Origin of the sequence: Acinetobacter lactucae (assembly GCF_013344765.1) — a bacterium.
GTDB lineage: Bacteria > Pseudomonadota > Gammaproteobacteria > Pseudomonadales > Moraxellaceae > Acinetobacter > Acinetobacter lactucae_A.
In genome coordinates this window covers 1-16,330 of sequence record NZ_JABVBF010000071.1, presented here as the reverse complement: position 1 = coordinate 16,330, position 16,330 = coordinate 1, and the positions used below count along the sequence as shown (strand labels likewise).

The following is a 16,330-nucleotide window of genomic DNA, read 5'->3' as shown; positions in this document are numbered from 1 at the left end:
CTACTAGAGACTGTTGGGATTTATCTAAAGTGACTTGAATCTCTTTATAGTTAAAAGTATCTTCATCATAATATTTGGCAATACCATGCGTTTTATTGTTCACTTGTGGAATTTGATAACTAAAAAAAGCCACTTTTTTGGAAGGGTGAACAATACTGATCAATTTTTTAGAATCCTTATAACCACCAAATTCATTTTCCAAACTTTCTTTTAACAATTCAGGAAAATAAAGCGTTGCATTTGGTAAGCCACACCCAACGCAAAATGAAGAGTCATAAAGCTTTATCGCTTGTTTTTGATCTGGACTCATTATTAGAGCAAAACCAGTTCCACTCGCACCTGCATTTGCTTGCACATCTTGCCAGTTTCTTGGAACGAGCACTAAACCTGTTTCAGGTAATGCAAGAAGGTTGAGTTGCTTGGCATGTTGAGCATCAAGCTTAAAATTAAAGTGGCAATTTTTTAGTGTGCATTTTTCAAAATCTTTAAGCAAACCATCATCTGTTGGGCTCAGCGCAGTAACGCCATAAAACGGGACTGTAACACCATTTAGAAACTTTGCCTCTCCTAGAGCATAGAATTGATTATCTGCTTTGCGGGTTGCAGCAGAGCTATAAAATTTGGGGAAATGGGGAGTAAAGCTTTTTACTTCTGCATAAGCAGTTGAAGTTAGACTGATCAATGCTGTGCTTAATAAAAAATTTAATTTTTTCATTTTTAGAAAGTAATCAATTTAAATCTTATATAAATCTAACATATTCTTTTAAACTATAAGGCAATTCAAAATTTAAAACTGTTTTTAACTTCATAATAAAACAGACCAGCAGAGACATGAAAAAATGAAAAAAATCCTTTCAATTTGCTGTTTATCAGTCATCAGTTCTTATGGTTTTGCTCAAGACATAAAAGGTATTTCATTTTCACACCAAGAATGGGAAATCTCTTGTAGCAATACGGGTACATGTAAAGCCGCAGGCTATCAAAAGGAAGAAAATGGCGATAATCCGGCATCACTTTTATTGGTACGTAAAGCAGGGCCAAAACAAGCTGTACAAGCTGAATTTGCTTTATCAGACTATGAGCAAAGCTTGCCAGCCAATCAGCTTAAAAATATCCATTTTTATGTGAATGGCAAAGATTTAGGCACTGTCATTGTGGATGGCGTCGAGCTGCCATTAATGGGGAAACTGAATAACTCACAGGTCAACGCTTTACTCCAGCAGTCAAAGCAGAAAACTGAAATTATATTTAAAAATGCGCAGCATGAATGGACGATTTCCGATGCAGGAATGACTGCTGTATTGCTAAAAATGGATGATTTTCAGAAGCGTATCGGAACGGTTGGTGCTTTGGTCAAAAAAGGGTCTGCTAATGAATCAAAAGTTTTGGCAGCCCAATCCAAATTAATTGTAAAGCATGTCAAAACAGCGGCTAAGCCATATTTGACGTTGCAACCAAAAAGTAAGTCGTATCAATCTGTTTATCATAGTTTAATGTCAGCTCAGTCGAACCCAAAAGAAGAAGGATTTTGTGAAGGAATCTATGGTAGTAGTGATGGAGCTGAACCGCAGGAAATTGAACTTTATAAACTGACCAATAAGAAAGTTCTGGCGACCACTCTATGTTGGAGAGGTGCCTATAACGAAGGGTATGGTGCTTGGGTATTAGATGAATCTTTAAATGGTAAAGCAACATTTGTAACTGAGACAGCATCGGATTTTGATAGTGGCATTATTAGTAGTGCTCAAAAAGGGAGAGGCATTGGAGACTGCTGGGCAAGTGAAGAATGGGTGTGGGATGGCAAGAGTTTTGTACACACTAAAGATATGTGGACGGGCATGTGCAAAGGCTTGGCAGCAGGTGGGGTGTGGGAGCTTGATCGAATAGAGTCTGTGGTGAAATAAGTATTTTGCGGTTACAGAGTCATAACAGGTAACTTTGGTGACTCTGTGATAAAAAGAACAGACTGTTTATTAGAGCTAGACCCATGTCACGTCAAGTTTATGCGATTTCCCGCCGTAAGTTTTCAAATTTGAGCCGTTCAGTTTTTATGGCTGTTGCTGTACTGGGTACAACACAAATTGCGATGGCTAGCCCAACAGTTGATCAGTTAAGTGACTGTTTAGTTAAGGCTACAACAGCTTCAGACAAGACTACGGTGCTTCAATGGACATTTACGGCTTTAGCGGCTCATCCAGACTTAAAAGCATTTAGTAATGTAACACCTGAGCAAAAAGATCAGTTAGACCAAAAACTGGCACAGGTTTTACAACGTGTGATTGTGGAGCAATGTTCTACCCAAACTAAAGCTGTGATTCAGGCTGAAGGTGTGAAGGCAGTTGGAGAGGCTTTTCAACAGTTAGGTCAAAGTGCGGGTGAAGATATTGTGAAAGACCCCGCAGTTAAACAGCAGTTGCAGGGCACATTACGCTATATTGACTTAAATAAATTGGTAACCACGTTTTTAACACCAGAAATTTGGAATAAATTAGGGATTACAAGATAAAAATCTAGTTTTCTATTTTAGTAATAAAGCCTGCTATCTAAGAGCAGGCTTTATTGTATTTGGGATAAAGATATCTCTTTAGATCGTAATTGTAGCTCCTAAAACTTTCACAAATTGAGCTAACCAAGCTGGATGTGCAGGCCAAGCAGGTGCAGTCACCAAATGTCCATCTGTAACGGCTTCAGTCACAGCAATATCTGCATATTGTCCACCTGCCAATTTTACTTCGGCCGCACATGCTGGATAAGCTGAGCAGAGGCGGCCTTTTAATATATCTGCTGCAGCGAGTAACTGAGCACCGTGGCATACAGCTGCAATTGGTTTTTTCACTCGATCAAACTCACGTACAATTTCGATAACACGTTCATTCATACGTAAATACTCTGGCGCACGGCCACCAGGAATCACTAGACCTACATAGTCTTCGGTATTAATGGCATCAAAATCATAGTTAGTCGCGAAGTTGTGGCCACGTTTTTCGCTATAGGTTTGCTCGCCTTCAAAATCATGAATAGCCGTCGTAATATGGTCGCCGTTCTTTTTATTTGGGCAAACAGCATGCACGGTATAACCTAAACCAGTTAAGAACTGAAAGGGAACCATGGTTTCATAGTCTTCGGCATAGTCACCGACCAACATTAGAATCTTTTTAGACATGATTTATCTCTCTTATTTAAAATATATGTGATTTCAATTTTTAATTTAAGTTAGCACAGTCACTATGTCATTTTTTAGAAAAAAGCGCATTCTTTAGTCGAAGAGTAATTCATAGGTGATATAAAAAAGCCCCGATAAATCGAGGCTTTTTGTTGAGTTGACTAATGAAATCAACCAATCAATTTCTTCATTAATTCATTTACTTGAGCAGGGTTAGCTTTACCCTTAGAAGCTTTCATGACTTGACCAACAAGACCGTTAAAGGCTTTTTCTTTACCAGACTTGTACTCTTCAACCATTTTTTCATTAGCTGCAAGTACTTCTTTAATGATTGCTTCAATTGCACCAGTGTCAGTTTCTTGCTTTAAGCCTTTTTCCGCAATAATGTCATCGGCAGATTTACCTTCCGATTCCCACATAAAGCCAAAGACTTGTTTAGCAATCTTACCGCTAATGGTGTTGTCAACAATACGGGCAATCATGCCGCCAAGTTGTTCAGCAGAAACAGGTGAGTCAGCCAAATCTAGGCCTGCTTTGTTTAAAGCACCAGAGAATTCGCCCATTACCCAGTTTGCCGATACTTTACCTTGCTTCGCACCGCCAGCAGCGGCCACAACGGCTTCATAGAAGTCCGCCATTTCGCGTGAGAGCGTAAGTACATGAGCATCGTATTCAGTTACACCAAAGTCTGCAATAAAACGTGCACGGCGAGCAGCAGGTAACTCTGGAAGTGCAGCGCGAGCAGCTTCGATTTGCTCATTTGCAATAATCACTGGTAACAAGTCTGGATCTGGGAAGTAGCGGTAGTCATTCGCTTCTTCTTTAGAACGCATTGAGCGCGTTTCCATTTTGTTTGGATCGAACAAACGAGTTTCTTGGTCGATACTTCCGCCGTATTCCAAAATCTCCATTTGGCGTTCAATTTCAACATTGATCGCTTGCTCAATGAAACGGAATGAGTTGAGGTTTTTAAGCTCACAGCGTGTACCAAATGGTTGGCCCGGACGGCGTAAAGATACGTTACAGTCGGCACGGAATGAACCTTCAGCCATGTTACCGTCAGAAATACCTAACCAGCGTACCAGTGTGTGAATCGCTTTAATGTAAGCAACCGCTTCTTCAACCGAACGCATGTCAGGTTCAGAAACGATTTCAAGCAAAGGTGTACCAGCACGGTTTAAGTCAATGCCAGACATACCTTCAAATTGGTCATGAACAGATTTACCCGCATCTTCTTCAAGGTGAGCACGAGTTACGCCAATGCGTTTAGTCGTACCATCTTCAAGCTGAATGTCGATGTGGCCCAAGCCCACAATTGGGTTGTCCATTTGGCTAATTTGATAGCCTTTTGGTGAGTCAGGGTAGAAGTAGTTTTTACGTGCAAACACAGATGCTTGGTCGATGTAAGCATCGATTCCTAAACCAAAGCGAATTGCAAGATCAACTACTTTTTCATTTAAAACTGGAAGTACACCCGGCATAGCCAAGTCGACAAGGCTCGCTTGTGTATTTGGGTCTTGACCAAATTCAGTCGATGAACCAGAGAAAATTTTAGAATTGGTTGCAAGCTGAGTGTGGATTTCGATACCAATAACGACTTCCCAACCGTCAATCAATTTCAACTTTTGAGCTTCAGCCATTATGCATTCTCCTCAGCAATTGCCGCACGTTGAGTATGGAAATCGGTGTTTTGTTGATATTGATGAACAATCGACAATAATTGTGATTCTGACCAGTAGTTACCAATTAATTGTAGACCTACAGGTAAGCTGTCTTTATCAAAACCAACAGGAGCATTAATCGCTGGTAAGCCTGCTAAGTTCACTGCAAGTGTATAGATATCGCCTAAATACATTTCAGTTGGGCTTAAGTTTGCACCAATCTTATAAGCAGTTGTTGGTGCAGAAGGAGCCGCAATCACGTCTACATTTTCAAATGCTTTTAAGAAGTCTTGTTGAATTAAACGACGTACTTTTTGTGCTTTCACATAGTAAGCATCGTAATAACCCGCAGAGAGTGCATAGGTACCAATTAAGATACGACGTTGAACTTCTGGACCAAAGCCTTCTGAACGAGAGCGTTTGTAAAGATCCATCAAGTCTGCTGGATTTTCACAGCGGTAGCCGTAACGAACGCCATCATAACGAGATAAGTTAGATGATGCTTCTGCTGGCGCGATGAGGTAATAGGTTGGTACATAAGCTTCAGTCATGTTGAGATCAATCTCAACAAGCGTTGCACCCATTTCTTCAAGCTTTTTCAAAGACTCTTCAACACGTGCTTTTACGTCAGCATCTAAACCTGCAACGTTAAAGTACTGTTTAGGAATACCAATGCGTAAACCTTTTACAGATGTTCCATTTAAGTTTGCAACGTAGTCATCAACTTCTTTTTTAACCGAAGTCGAGTCTTTTGCATCATGACCTGCAATTACATTCATGAGGTAAGCACAGTCTTCAGCAGAACGTGCCATTGGACCTGCTTGGTCTAAAGACGATGCATAAGCAATGATGCCGAAACGAGACACACGACCATAGGTTGGTTTTAAGCCTGTTAAGCCACAGAAAGAAGCAGGTTGGCGAATTGAACCACCTGTATCTGTACCCGTAGCGAAAGGCGCTAAATCAGCCGCTACAGCCGCTGCAGAACCACCTGATGAACCACCAGGAACGTGATCAAGTGCCCATGGGTTGCTTGTTGCACCAACATATGAGCTTTCAGAAGTTGAGCCCATCGCAAACTCGTCCATGTTCACTTTACCTAAAGTGACAAGACCAGCAGCTTTTGTTTTTTCAACAACAGTTGCATCGTAAGGAGAGATGAAGTTGTCTAGAATTTTTGAACCAGCAGTCGTTTTGATGCCTTTGGTACAAAAAATATCTTTATGAGCAAGTGGAATACCCGTTAAAGCAATTGCATTGCCTGCTTTTAATGCGGCATCAGCAGCGTCTGCTTCAGCGAGCGCCTGTTCAGGTGTAACCGTCACATAGCTTTTTACCAGTGGGTCAATTTTAGCAATACGTTGCAAATAATGTTCAGTCAGTTCGCGAGATGAAAACTTCGCTTGGCTTAAGCCCTCAGCAAGTTCACGAATTGATAAGCGATGTAAATCAGTCATGAGTAAAATTTCTTTACATTCAAAATAGGGAAGATGGATTAATTGACTAAAAGTTATTCAATTACACGAGGAACAAGATACAAGCCATCCTGAGTTGCAGGTGCAACAGCTTGGTATTCATCTCGATGATTGCTTTCAGTTACCACATCAGCACGTAAAGGTTGAGGATTGTCAAAAGGACTCTTTAAAGGTTCTACGCCTTCAGTATCAATGCCTTTTAAGGTTTCCATCATGCCTAAAATTTTATTTAGACTTTGAGCATATTCAGCAGATTGCGTATCATTGAGCGACAATCGAGCAAGATTGGCGATTGCTGAAACTGTTTGTGCATTTAAATCTGCTGAATGCTGTGCATCCGATGTAGACATAACATCACCTAATCAGTATTAAAAATTTTCAAAATATCGTGCGTTATAATAAGCGATTGACTTGTTCAAATCATCACATTTAGTTTAAAGTTGCCACCTTGCATCCACATGAAAGTTTAACTGAGAACGAACCGTGATTCTAAAACGACTAATTGGCTTGTTTTCGCCGGATCTAGCCATTGATTTAGGTACTGCAAATACACTTATTTATGCACCAGGCCGCGGCATTATATTAAATGAACCAACAGTTGTGGCAATTCGTCACAGCGGTTCACAAAAAATTGTTGCTGCTGTAGGTCTAGATGCTAAGCAAATGTTAGGCCGTACACCTGCGAATATTTCTGCAATTCGTCCAATGAAAGACGGTGTAATTGCGGATTTTGAAGTGACTGAAACCATGTTAAATCAGTTTATTGGTAAAGTTCACGAAAAACGTTTGTTCCCACCTGCACCTCGTGTGGTTGTATGTGTACCATGTAAATCAACTTTGGTCGAGCGTCGTGCGATTCGCGAAGCAGTATTTAATGCTGGTGCCCGTGATGTTCGTTTGATTGAGGAGCCTATGGCTGCTGCAATTGGCGCAGGTATGCCAGTTGAGCAAGCATGTGGTTCTATGGTTGTGGATGTTGGTGGCGGTACGACTGAAATTGCAATTATTTCATTGCAAGGTTGTGTCTATGCTGACTCTTTACGTATCGGTGGTGATGTTTTTGATGAGCAAATCATCAACTATGTTCGTAAAGCTCACGGTTGTGTAATTGGTGAAACCACTGCTGAAATTATTAAAAAAGAAGTTGGTATGGCTGTTTCTGATGGCACAACATTAGAAATCGAAGTACGTGGCCGTAACCTTGCAGAAGGTGTACCTCGTGCGATTACTGTGACTTCTGATGAAATTACTCAAGCAATCTCTGATCCATTACAGAATATTGTAAGCGCTGTTAAATCAGCACTTGAGCAAACTCCTCCAGAACTTTCTTCTGATATTGCAGAGCGTGGTATTGTGTTGACAGGTGGTGGTGCGTTACTTCGTAACCTCGACAAATTGTTAGCTCAAGAAACTGGTTTACCGGTTGTTGTTGCTGAAGATCCTCTTACTTGTGTAACCCGCGGTGGTGGTAAGGTATTGGAATTCTTCGACAACCCGAACCATGACATGCTTTTCGTCGGTTAAGTTTAAGGATTAGGCGGTGCAACCGAATATTTTTTCAAGACAGCCGCCATCTTTCCGCTCGTTCATTATTGCGGTCATTACATGCTTGGTTATGCTGTTCTTTGATTGGCGCATGCCTTATGTAATTCAGCCAGCAAGGGATGTCTTGTATGCTGCATATAATCCAATTTATGCATTGGCGAGTTATCCAGTACTGTCGAGAGAATGGCTGAATCAACAAACAAAATCTGAAGCACAATTGCGTCGTGAAAATACCGCGATGCAGGCTGAGCTTTTACAAGCCCAAGTCCGCTTACAGAAGCTTTCTGAACTGTCAGCTGAAAACACGCGTTTGCGAGGCCTTCTTGATACCCCATTAATTATTGATGGTCGTATGGAAATTGCCGAAGTGATTGGGACAGATGCAGACCCATTGCGTCATATCATCATTATTAACCGAGGTTCTATGGACCATCTCAAGGTCGGACAAACGGTGCTGGATGATAAGGGGATTATGGGGCAGATCATTAATGTATACCCTCATAGTTCACGTGTGATGTTGTTATCAGATAAAGAACATTCACTGTCGGTACGTCTTGAGCGTACAGGAATGCGAGCGATTGTTTCTGGTACGGGTGATTTGGGCCGTTTAAAAATGGAATATGTTCCGACCAGTGCCAATATTCAGGTGGGTGATAAAGTGTTTAGCTCAGGCTTAGGTGAACATTTCCCCGCAGGTTACGCAGTGGGGACAGTTGCTAAAATAAGACGTCATAATTCCGGGGAGTTTGCCGAAATTGATGTCACACCAGCAGCACAATTAGCCACAGGGCATCATGTAGTAGTACTTTTCTCTGAGTCATTGGCGAAGGAGCAGCCTTATGCCGATCGCTAAACTTAAACGAGAAAAGCGTAAAGATCCTTTATGGGGAATTATTCTCTCCGTTATTGTGGGCTCTGTGCTCATGGTTTATCCGCTATCCTATGATATTTCAGGTTGGCGACCACTATTCATGTTAATGATTATGCTATTTTGGGTAGTATGTCAGCCAACATGGTGTGGGGTTTGGTTTGCATTCGGGATGGGGATTTTTACAGACTTATTGCTTGATGCGCCTTTAGGTCTCAATGCCTTAAGCTTTGTAATTGTGACTTTTCTTACCCGTTTTTTAATTCGCGAGCGCCGTATTTTAACTTTTGTTAATTTATGGACGATAGCAACGCTGGTCATTATTGCCCACTTAGCATTTATGTGGGTAACACAGACGATGGGTGGAATTCATTTTTCGATTGCTCGACATTGGCAACCTTTGATGACAAGTATTATCACGTGGCCAGTCGTCTATTATTGTTTGGCAAAATGGCGCATATAGTTTTAGCATCTAGCTCTCCCCGTCGGAAGGAGCTGTTACAGCAGCTTGGCTTGGATTTTGAGATCTATAGTCCTGACATTGATGAGTCAGTACATGAAAATGAGCTGGTTCATCATTATGTTGAACGTTTAGCTAGAGAAAAGGCACAAACCGTATTGAAGCTTTTTCCAGATGCAATTGTTATTGCTGCTGATACAAGTCTAGGACTTGATGGTCAAATTATTGGTAAGCCTGAATCGAAAAATCATGCCTTTGAAATCTGGAAACAATTGTCTGGACGTTGGCACGATGTGTTTTCTGGACTGTGTGTTGCGACTCAACAACAAATGTTAAGTCAGGTGGTGCAAACACAAGTTGAGTTTCAGCACCTGACAACACAAGATATGGAAAATTATTGGACCACGGGTGAGCCTGTTGGAAAGGCGGGTGGGTACGCAATTCAAGGAATTGCTTCGCAATATATTCCCCAAATTCAAGGAAGTTATAGTAATGTGATAGGACTTCCTTTATACGAATTTGCACAGTTATTAAAAAGAGTAAAGACATAAGGGGTTGTTATCATTCTTAATTGAATAGCATTGTCGATGAACACTAGGCAAAGATAACAGCTTCTCTGACTCTTTAATAAAAATTTTATAATGCTTTGAGTTTATGTATGTCAGAAGAACTACTTATTAATGTCACGCCTATGGAGTGTCGGGTGGCATTAATCGAAAATGGAACTGTTAATGAGCTGTATGTTGAGCGTACAGTCAAGCGCGGTCTAGTCGGCAATATTTACAAAGGTAAAGTCGTACGAGTGCTTCCGGGCATGCAAGCTGCTTTTGTGGATATTGGTTTGTCTCGAACAGCCTTTTTACATATCAATGATATGGTTTGGCCTCGTTCACAGCCTACGCCAAATGTCTTTGAGCTATTACATCCTGGGCAAACCCTTACTGTCCAAGTAATGAAAGACATGTTGGGTACAAAAGGCGCACGTCTAAGTACAGATCTTTCAATCCCTTCTCGCTATTTGGTATTAATGCCGTATGGTAACCATATTGGTGTTTCGCAGCGTATAGAGTCTGAAGAAGAGCGAGATCGTCTGCGTAATATTATTGAAGGTATTCAATCTGAGCATAATTTACCCGGTAGCGTGATTGTCCGTACGGCTGCAGAAGGTGTGGATGAGGCAGAAATTGCACAGGACATGTGTTATCTGAGCAAATTGTGGGAGTACATTCAGCGTAAGCAGACTGACGTTGCTGTTCCTTCTTTAATTTTTGAAGAACTTCCATTACCTCAACGTATTATTCGTGACTTAGCAAGCGAAGAAACTGCAAAGATTTATGTCGATTCGCGAGAGATTCACGCAAAACTGCTTGAGTTTGTAGATGAGTTTGTCCCGAATATGAAGAGTCGCCTCATCCATTATCCGGGTGAGCGACCACTATTTGATCTTTATAATGTTGAAGAAGATATTCAAAAAGCCTTACAAACTCGCGTAGCTTTGAAATCTGGCGGTTATCTGATGATCGACCAGACTGAAGCCATGACAACGATTGACGTTAATACAGGTTCATATGTAGGTGGTCGTAGTCTTGAAGATACGGTTTTTAAAACCAATATGGAGGCGACTCAAGTTATCGCACGTCAACTTAGACTGCGTAATTTGGGGGGTATTCTCATTATTGATTTTATTGACATGCAAGAAGCAACTCACCGTGAAGAGGTGATGCGTCAGTTTGAGAAAATGCTTGAGCGAGATCACGCGAAGACCAAAATTACTCAAGTGTCAGAACTTGGTCTGGTCGAAATGACGCGTAAACGAACTCGTGAATCATTAGAACACTTGTTATGTGAATCATGTCCAACATGCCAAGGGCGGGGTTTTGTCAAAACAGCGGAGACAGTGTGTTACGAAATATTTCGTGAGATATTACGATATACGCGTGCATTTGAGTCAACGAGTGGCTTTACTGTTGTTGCCCATCCTTCTGTGATTGACCGATTATTAACAGCAGAAGCACCAGCAGTAGCCGATTTAGAGCATTTTATTAACCGTGTTATTAAATTTCAGGTCGAAAATTTATATACGCAAGAGCAATACGATATCATTTTAAGTTAAAGTTGTAACAAGATATCGCTTAATCCTTGTTACAACTGAAATTTTACTTTCATTCATGAATTTTAAATACTACTTACATACAGTAGCCCTAGACGTTCTCCCTATTAAACGTCTTAGCAAACAATAAGAGGTATAACCCATGAATGTAAGTGAAAACTTAATTAGCAACGGTCTTAAACATGTTTTAGAAAGCACGCCAGTAAATAGCTGCTATATGTTGAATGACCAAGGTAAAGAAGTACCGATCACAACTGCAATGATTCGTTCAGTATGTCATCAGTTGCTTAACCAGTGCCGCACAATCAAAAAATAAGGGGCCAATTTAAAGCCCCTTAGTTCTTTTCTAACTTGCTGAATGATGTTTCAGCTGTTTCTCTGCAATAATTTCTTCAAAACGTTGAATCTCATCTTCTAAATGAGTCAAAAGGTTTTGCATTTTTGGCAAAGCATTTCGACAAGCTGTTAATCCAACTTCAAGCTTATCTAAATAACTGGTCATGGTAATGTTTAGAGCTTGTCCATCCATGACAATCGAAGCAGGGTAGAGAGCGTCTAGTTTCGCGCCATTCCAATAAAGCGGCTCACGTGGTCCTGGTACATTGGAAATTACTAAATTGAACGCCTGACGTTTAGGAAGCATTCCTGACATGATGTTTAATCCTGCCGGACCATAAACTACCGCACTATAGTTTAAAATTTCATTAGCTGTCATACGGCTAAAACGTTGCTTAGAGTTTTGCATGCTACGGCGAATGATTTCTAGGCGTTCTAAGGGTTGATCTTTATGGGTCCCTAAATTTGCCAAAATCATGGTAATTCGGTTACTCATGTCAGAATCATCTGTACGTAATGAAGCTGGAACCATCGCAATAAGTGGCTTTTTAGGTAAGCTGTTTTGGCTAATCAAATATTCACGTAAAGCACCTGAACATACAGCCAGTACAACATCATTAATCGTCACGCCCAATGCTTTTGAAATTTTTCTGAGGCGACTGAGTTCAAATGATTGGGCTGCAAAACGACGTGAAGCACTGACTCTTTGGTTCAAAATAGAAACTGGCGCCTGAAAAGTAGAAACATAATCAGGATTTTTACCCATTTCTTTAAATATAGTCTGAGATAGCTCATGCATGACTTTTGGAGCGATGTCGAGTTGAGACTTAATACCGCCTAAAATACTCTTAATTTTACTCGTACTTGGAGTTGGTACTTTTAGACGTTTCGTTCTTTTGCTCTCAACACACCATAAAGGAACAACATGTTTTTCTTCTGGTGTCTTTGATAGAGATTTCTCAATCAAACGCATACCTGCAACACCGTCAACCATTGCATGATGTATTTTAAAATACATGGCAAAACGATTGCCTTCGATTCCTTCAATAATGTCACAAGTCCAAAGTGGCTTTGCACGATCAATTAATGAGCTATGCTGCTGTGAAATATAAACTAATAATTCACGAATACGGCCCGGGTGAGGCAAAGCAATATGGCGAAAGTGATGATCGATATCGAACTCTTCATCTTCATCCCAAAATAAGCCATTTAAACGGTTATTGAAGGGAGGAATAGGAATACTTTTTGAGCGTCTAATATCTTCTACTAAATCATGTACAAAGGTTTCTGGTGCATTTTCAGGAATTTCAAATAAAAATAATCCACCGACATGCATGGGTTGCTGTCTTTTTTCGAGTGACAGAAAAATGAAATCAATTGGGTGTAATGGACGCATAAATCATCGTGCCTCATGCATTTTTCTAAGAAGCCCTTATCTGAGCTCTTGTTAGAATTATAGAACCGTAAAATTAAGTATATAGCGTTTAGAGTAGAGAAAATATGACTTTGTGTACGCAACATGACACAAAAAAAACCACTGATTTACCAGTGGTTTTTTGATATCTAATTACTTTTTCATATTACCTGCATGTAATCCACATTCTTTTTGGGTGGCTTCTTCCCACCACCAGCGACCTTCACGCTCATGTTGGTTCGGTAATACAGGTCGAGTACATGGTTCACAGCCAATAGAAACAAAACCGCGCTCATGAAGAGGGTTATATGGAATTTCCATCATACGGATGTAACTCCATACCTCAGCACTTGTCCAGTTCGCTAAAGGATTATATTTAATGAGTTGCTTACCCGGACCAGAGAAGCCAGCATCAGCTTGTACTACTGGAATTTCTGTACGTGTACCAGGGCTTTGATCTTTACGTTGACCTGTAATCCAACCATCTAAAGTCGCAAGTTTTTTACGTAAAGGCTGAACTTTTCGAATACCACAACATTCTTGATGCCCATCTGTGAAAAAGCTGAATAAACCTTTTTCATTGACCATGTTTTGGACAGCTTCAGATCCAGGGAAACAAATTTCGATATTGATATTGTAGTGTTTACGGACAGTTTCAATAAATTGATAAGTTTCAGCATGTAGGCGACCAGTGTCGAGACTAAAGACACGGAACGGTTTACCCAAACGTGAAGCAATATCAATTAAAACAACATCTTCTGCTCCCGAAAAAGAAATTGCGATTTCACCTTGTTGGCTTAAGGCAAGTTCTAAAATTTCTCGTGGGCTTTTGGTTGCATACTCAGCAGCAAGAGCATCTACGATATCAATAGTCGGAATAACGGTCATGTGTGTTCCTGGCAAAAGGCTTGGGCGCATTGAGTTATGAAAAATATTCTAAAGGATAGTTGATAAAGTGCTTAGCACTTTAATTTCGATCCTTATGAATAAAATTGATTTGATCAATAACAACGCAAAACTGAAAATCTTAATGGTATGATACAGCAATTTTTAACCAACGTTGGAAGCATTCATGGAAATCGTATGCCTAGATCTTGAAGGGGTTTTAGTTCCTGAAATCTGGATCAATTTCGCTAAAAAAACAGGGATTAAAGAACTCGAAGCAACAACTCGTGATATTCCGGATTATGATGTTTTAATGACTCAGCGTCTTAATATTTTAAAACAACACGGTTTAGGCTTAAATGATATTCAAGAGGTCATTGCTGACATGGGGCCATTACCGGGGGCAAAAGAGTTTGTTGAATGGGTGAGTACCCATTTCCAACTCGTGATCTTATCAGATACTTTCTATGAGTTTGCACATCCTTTAATGAAACAATTAGGATGGCCAACGATTTTCTGTCACAAGTTAGAGACAGATGAAGAAGGAATGATTACAGCTTATAAATTACGTCAACCCGATCAAAAACGTGAGTCTGTTAAAGCACTACATGGTTTAAATTTCCGAGTAATCGCAGCGGGTGATTCGTATAATGATACAACCATGTTGAGTGAAGCCGACCACGGTTTCTTATTTGATGCACCAGCAAATGTGATTGCTGAGTTTCCACAATTTCCTGCAATTCACGGCTATGATGCATTAAAAGAAGCAATCCGTTCAGTTTCACAGCGTAATATCCCAGCTTAATATAAATAATAAAAAAGGCGCTTTAAGCGCCTTTTTTATTATTTATGATTTTTTAAACTTAGAATTTATAACCAAGTTTTAAACCATAAGCGATTGCATTGTTGTCAGAGAAATCTGCAACATATTGATCCGTACCCGCTTGTGCGCCTGTTTGAGCTTTAGCATCACCCAACCAGAAATATTTTACACCGCCTGCAAGGAAGGTTTGAGGTGTCGGGCTATATTGAAGACCTAAACCTACGTTCCAGTAACCTTCAGTTGGACCTAAAGTAGTGACAGGGTTACCCGCACCAGAATCCCAACCTACAGAAACGTTACCCGCCCACTTGTCGGTAAGTTTACGGCCTACACCCGCATTAACAGACCATTGGTCATCAGAGTATTCTACTAAGTTAAAACCGTTCGGACGTCCAACAAGCCCACCAATAGCTTCTGATACTTTGCCAAATTTATAGGGTTGAATCGAAAAATCTTTCCAGTTCACCCAACGTACATTGGCGAAGGCTACAGTGTTTGCCATGATACCTGTTTGGAAATCAAGGTTTACAGATTGAGGGGTAGTAATTGTAGTTTTGCCTTCTGAGTTAATAGCTTGAAGCTTAGAAGCAGGAACATCTAAACCAGCGAGTACAGAAGTAAGGCCAGGGAAATTTAATAAAGATAAATCTTCATTAATATTGGTTTTATGATCGATTTCAGAACGGTAAGTTAAAGATGCTTTTAAGGCAATCTCTGGAATTTGATAAGCAGCACCTGCTAACCAACCTACACCAGTAGTTTCTTTAATATTCGCATCATAACCATTGTAAAGACTGTAAGCTTGACCTCGCAGACTTACATTACCTTTAACTGTTTGCAGTACAGGACCTGCATAGAAGTTAAAGTTTTGGTTTGGTTGGAAGCCAAAAACAAAAGATAAGTTTTGTGTATCTACCTCTACTTTCGTTCCGCCAGTACCTAAATAATTATTTGCTACAGCAAGAGCACCAGCAAGTTGTTGGAATTGAGGACTTGCTAAAACCTGTCCTTTTGCTATTGCCACAGTTTGGTCATTTACAGGTAATCCTTGTGCTATCAAAGCTTCTTTTGCTTTTTTAGTAACAATCCCGTCAATTGCTGCAGGTGATAGAACTGAATCAGAACCTGGATTTGAAACAAATGCGTTATTACCTGAGTATTCTGCATCTGAACCAAATGGTTGGTCGTAAAGTAAACCAAAAGAGAATTTATCGTTAAGTTGTAGTTTTAAGGCTGCACTTGGGAAAAAATAATCATCAGCCATATCGCCAATGTTACGACGTGTTGGATTTACACCCGCCTCTTTACCAGCTACATCTGGGTCTAAAATAGAAATACCAGCTTCAAAGTAGTTACCAGGTTGCAAGAATGCAGACATTGATTGTCCAGAGCGATCCAATGCTGCTGCAAAAACCCCAGTTGCAGGCAGAGTTGCTAAAATCATTGCAGTGCTCAGATGTTTTAATTTCATTTTAATCTTTCCTTGAACTTCAAGACATTTTTTTAAAAGTAACAGAGTTAAACCGTTTAAACTGTGTTGCCTTCAAAGCTTCTAATTACAACTTATAAAAGCTTTGATAACTCCATGTA

The 16,330-nt window shown here is 40.3% G+C and carries 17 protein-coding genes; 9 read left to right on the top strand and 8 right to left on the bottom strand.

All coding sequences use genetic code 11. The features are described from left to right. Positions 1 to 715: DUF4850 domain-containing protein (locus HUN22_RS09135; protein ID WP_174728339.1), on the bottom strand; the 715-nt coding region annotated here is incomplete at its 3' end. 124 nt (positions 716 to 839) lie between these two features. Here HUN22_RS09135 and HUN22_RS09130 point away from each other — a divergent pair. Next, positions 840 to 1,904: a DUF1176 domain-containing protein gene (locus HUN22_RS09130; RefSeq protein WP_174728337.1), complete on the top strand. Its 1,065-nt coding sequence runs from the start codon at positions 840 to 842 to the stop codon at positions 1,902 to 1,904. Between the two features lie 83 nt (positions 1,905 to 1,987). Further along, complete coding sequence (locus tag HUN22_RS09125; protein WP_174728334.1) at positions 1,988 to 2,506, top strand: hypothetical protein; 519 nt, start codon at positions 1,988 to 1,990, stop codon at positions 2,504 to 2,506. A gap of 78 nt (positions 2,507 to 2,584) precedes the next feature. Here the strand turns inward: HUN22_RS09125 and HUN22_RS09120 are convergent, their stop codons facing one another. The 4 genes from HUN22_RS09120 to gatC all read right to left on the bottom strand — a co-directional run bounded on the left by HUN22_RS09120 (position 2,585) and on the right by gatC (position 6,649). Further along, positions 2,585 to 3,163, bottom strand: a complete 579-nt coding sequence (locus HUN22_RS09120) for a DJ-1/PfpI family protein (RefSeq protein WP_174728331.1) — start codon at positions 3,161 to 3,163, stop codon at positions 2,585 to 2,587. 170 nt (positions 3,164 to 3,333) lie between these two features. Next, a complete protein-coding gene (gatB, locus tag HUN22_RS09115) occupies positions 3,334 to 4,803 on the bottom strand; it encodes an Asp-tRNA(Asn)/Glu-tRNA(Gln) amidotransferase subunit GatB (RefSeq protein WP_174728328.1) in 1,470 nt (489 codons plus the stop codon). Then, on the bottom strand, positions 4,803 to 6,281 hold the full coding sequence (gene gatA / locus HUN22_RS09110; protein ID WP_174728325.1) for an Asp-tRNA(Asn)/Glu-tRNA(Gln) amidotransferase subunit GatA: 1,479 nt from the start codon (positions 6,279 to 6,281) through the stop codon (positions 4,803 to 4,805). The genes gatB and gatA overlap by 1 nt, the downstream gene beginning before the upstream one ends. Before the next feature lie 53 nt (positions 6,282 to 6,334). Next, complete coding sequence (gene gatC / locus HUN22_RS09105; RefSeq protein WP_000107699.1) at positions 6,335 to 6,649, bottom strand: Asp-tRNA(Asn)/Glu-tRNA(Gln) amidotransferase subunit GatC; 315 nt, start codon at positions 6,647 to 6,649, stop codon at positions 6,335 to 6,337. Positions 6,650 to 6,782: 133 nt separating this feature from the next. Here gatC and HUN22_RS09100 point away from each other — a divergent pair, with 133 nt between their 5' ends. The 6 genes from HUN22_RS09100 (at position 6,783) to HUN22_RS09075 (ending at position 11,598) form a co-directional block, all read left to right on the top strand. Next, positions 6,783 to 7,823, top strand: coding sequence for a rod shape-determining protein (locus tag HUN22_RS09100; RefSeq protein WP_004789315.1), 1,041 nt, complete (start codon positions 6,783 to 6,785; stop codon positions 7,821 to 7,823). A gap of 16 nt (positions 7,824 to 7,839) precedes the next feature. Then, on the top strand, positions 7,840 to 8,697 hold the full coding sequence (gene mreC / locus HUN22_RS09095) for a rod shape-determining protein MreC (protein WP_174728322.1): 858 nt from the start codon (positions 7,840 to 7,842) through the stop codon (positions 8,695 to 8,697). Further along, positions 8,684 to 9,175 (top strand): rod shape-determining protein MreD, encoded by a 492-nt coding sequence (mreD, locus tag HUN22_RS09090; protein ID WP_002116279.1) that lies wholly within the window; start codon positions 8,684 to 8,686, stop codon positions 9,173 to 9,175. The genes mreC and mreD overlap by 14 nt, the downstream gene beginning before the upstream one ends. Continuing rightward, positions 9,163 to 9,723 (top strand): Maf-like protein, encoded by a 561-nt coding sequence (locus HUN22_RS09085; protein ID WP_174728342.1) that lies wholly within the window; start codon positions 9,163 to 9,165, stop codon positions 9,721 to 9,723. Before mreD ends, HUN22_RS09085 begins: the two co-directional genes overlap by 13 nt. 107 nt (positions 9,724 to 9,830) lie before the next feature. Further along, positions 9,831 to 11,285, top strand: a complete 1,455-nt coding sequence (rng, locus tag HUN22_RS09080) for a ribonuclease G (RefSeq protein WP_005064412.1) — start codon at positions 9,831 to 9,833, stop codon at positions 11,283 to 11,285. Positions 11,286 to 11,424: 139 nt separating this feature from the next. After that, positions 11,425 to 11,598 carry a PA1571 family protein gene (locus HUN22_RS09075; protein WP_002116397.1) on the top strand — a complete coding sequence of 58 codons (174 nt, stop codon included), beginning with the start codon at positions 11,425 to 11,427 and terminating at the stop codon, positions 11,596 to 11,598. A gap of 30 nt (positions 11,599 to 11,628) precedes the next feature. Here HUN22_RS09075 and HUN22_RS09070 read toward each other — a convergent pair whose 3' ends face one another. Continuing rightward, positions 11,629 to 13,014 (bottom strand): WS/DGAT/MGAT family O-acyltransferase, encoded by a 1,386-nt coding sequence (locus tag HUN22_RS09070; protein ID WP_174728319.1) that lies wholly within the window; start codon positions 13,012 to 13,014, stop codon positions 11,629 to 11,631. Positions 13,015 to 13,185: 171 nt separating this feature from the next. Then, entirely contained in the window at positions 13,186 to 13,920 is a 735-nt protein-coding gene (locus HUN22_RS09065) for a phosphoadenylyl-sulfate reductase (protein ID WP_174728316.1), read from the bottom strand. A 184-nt stretch (positions 13,921 to 14,104) separates the two neighbouring features. On the opposite strand from HUN22_RS09065, the gene thrH reads away from it, so the two are divergent. Continuing rightward, positions 14,105 to 14,722: a bifunctional phosphoserine phosphatase/homoserine phosphotransferase ThrH gene (gene thrH, locus HUN22_RS09060; protein ID WP_174728314.1), complete on the top strand. Its 618-nt coding sequence runs from the start codon at positions 14,105 to 14,107 to the stop codon at positions 14,720 to 14,722. Positions 14,723 to 14,780: 58 nt separating this feature from the next. Here thrH and HUN22_RS09055 read toward each other — a convergent pair whose 3' ends face one another. Continuing rightward, positions 14,781 to 16,211, bottom strand: a complete 1,431-nt coding sequence (locus HUN22_RS09055; protein ID WP_174728311.1) for an OmpP1/FadL family transporter — start codon at positions 16,209 to 16,211, stop codon at positions 14,781 to 14,783. Between the last annotated feature and the right edge of the window lie 119 nt (positions 16,212 to 16,330).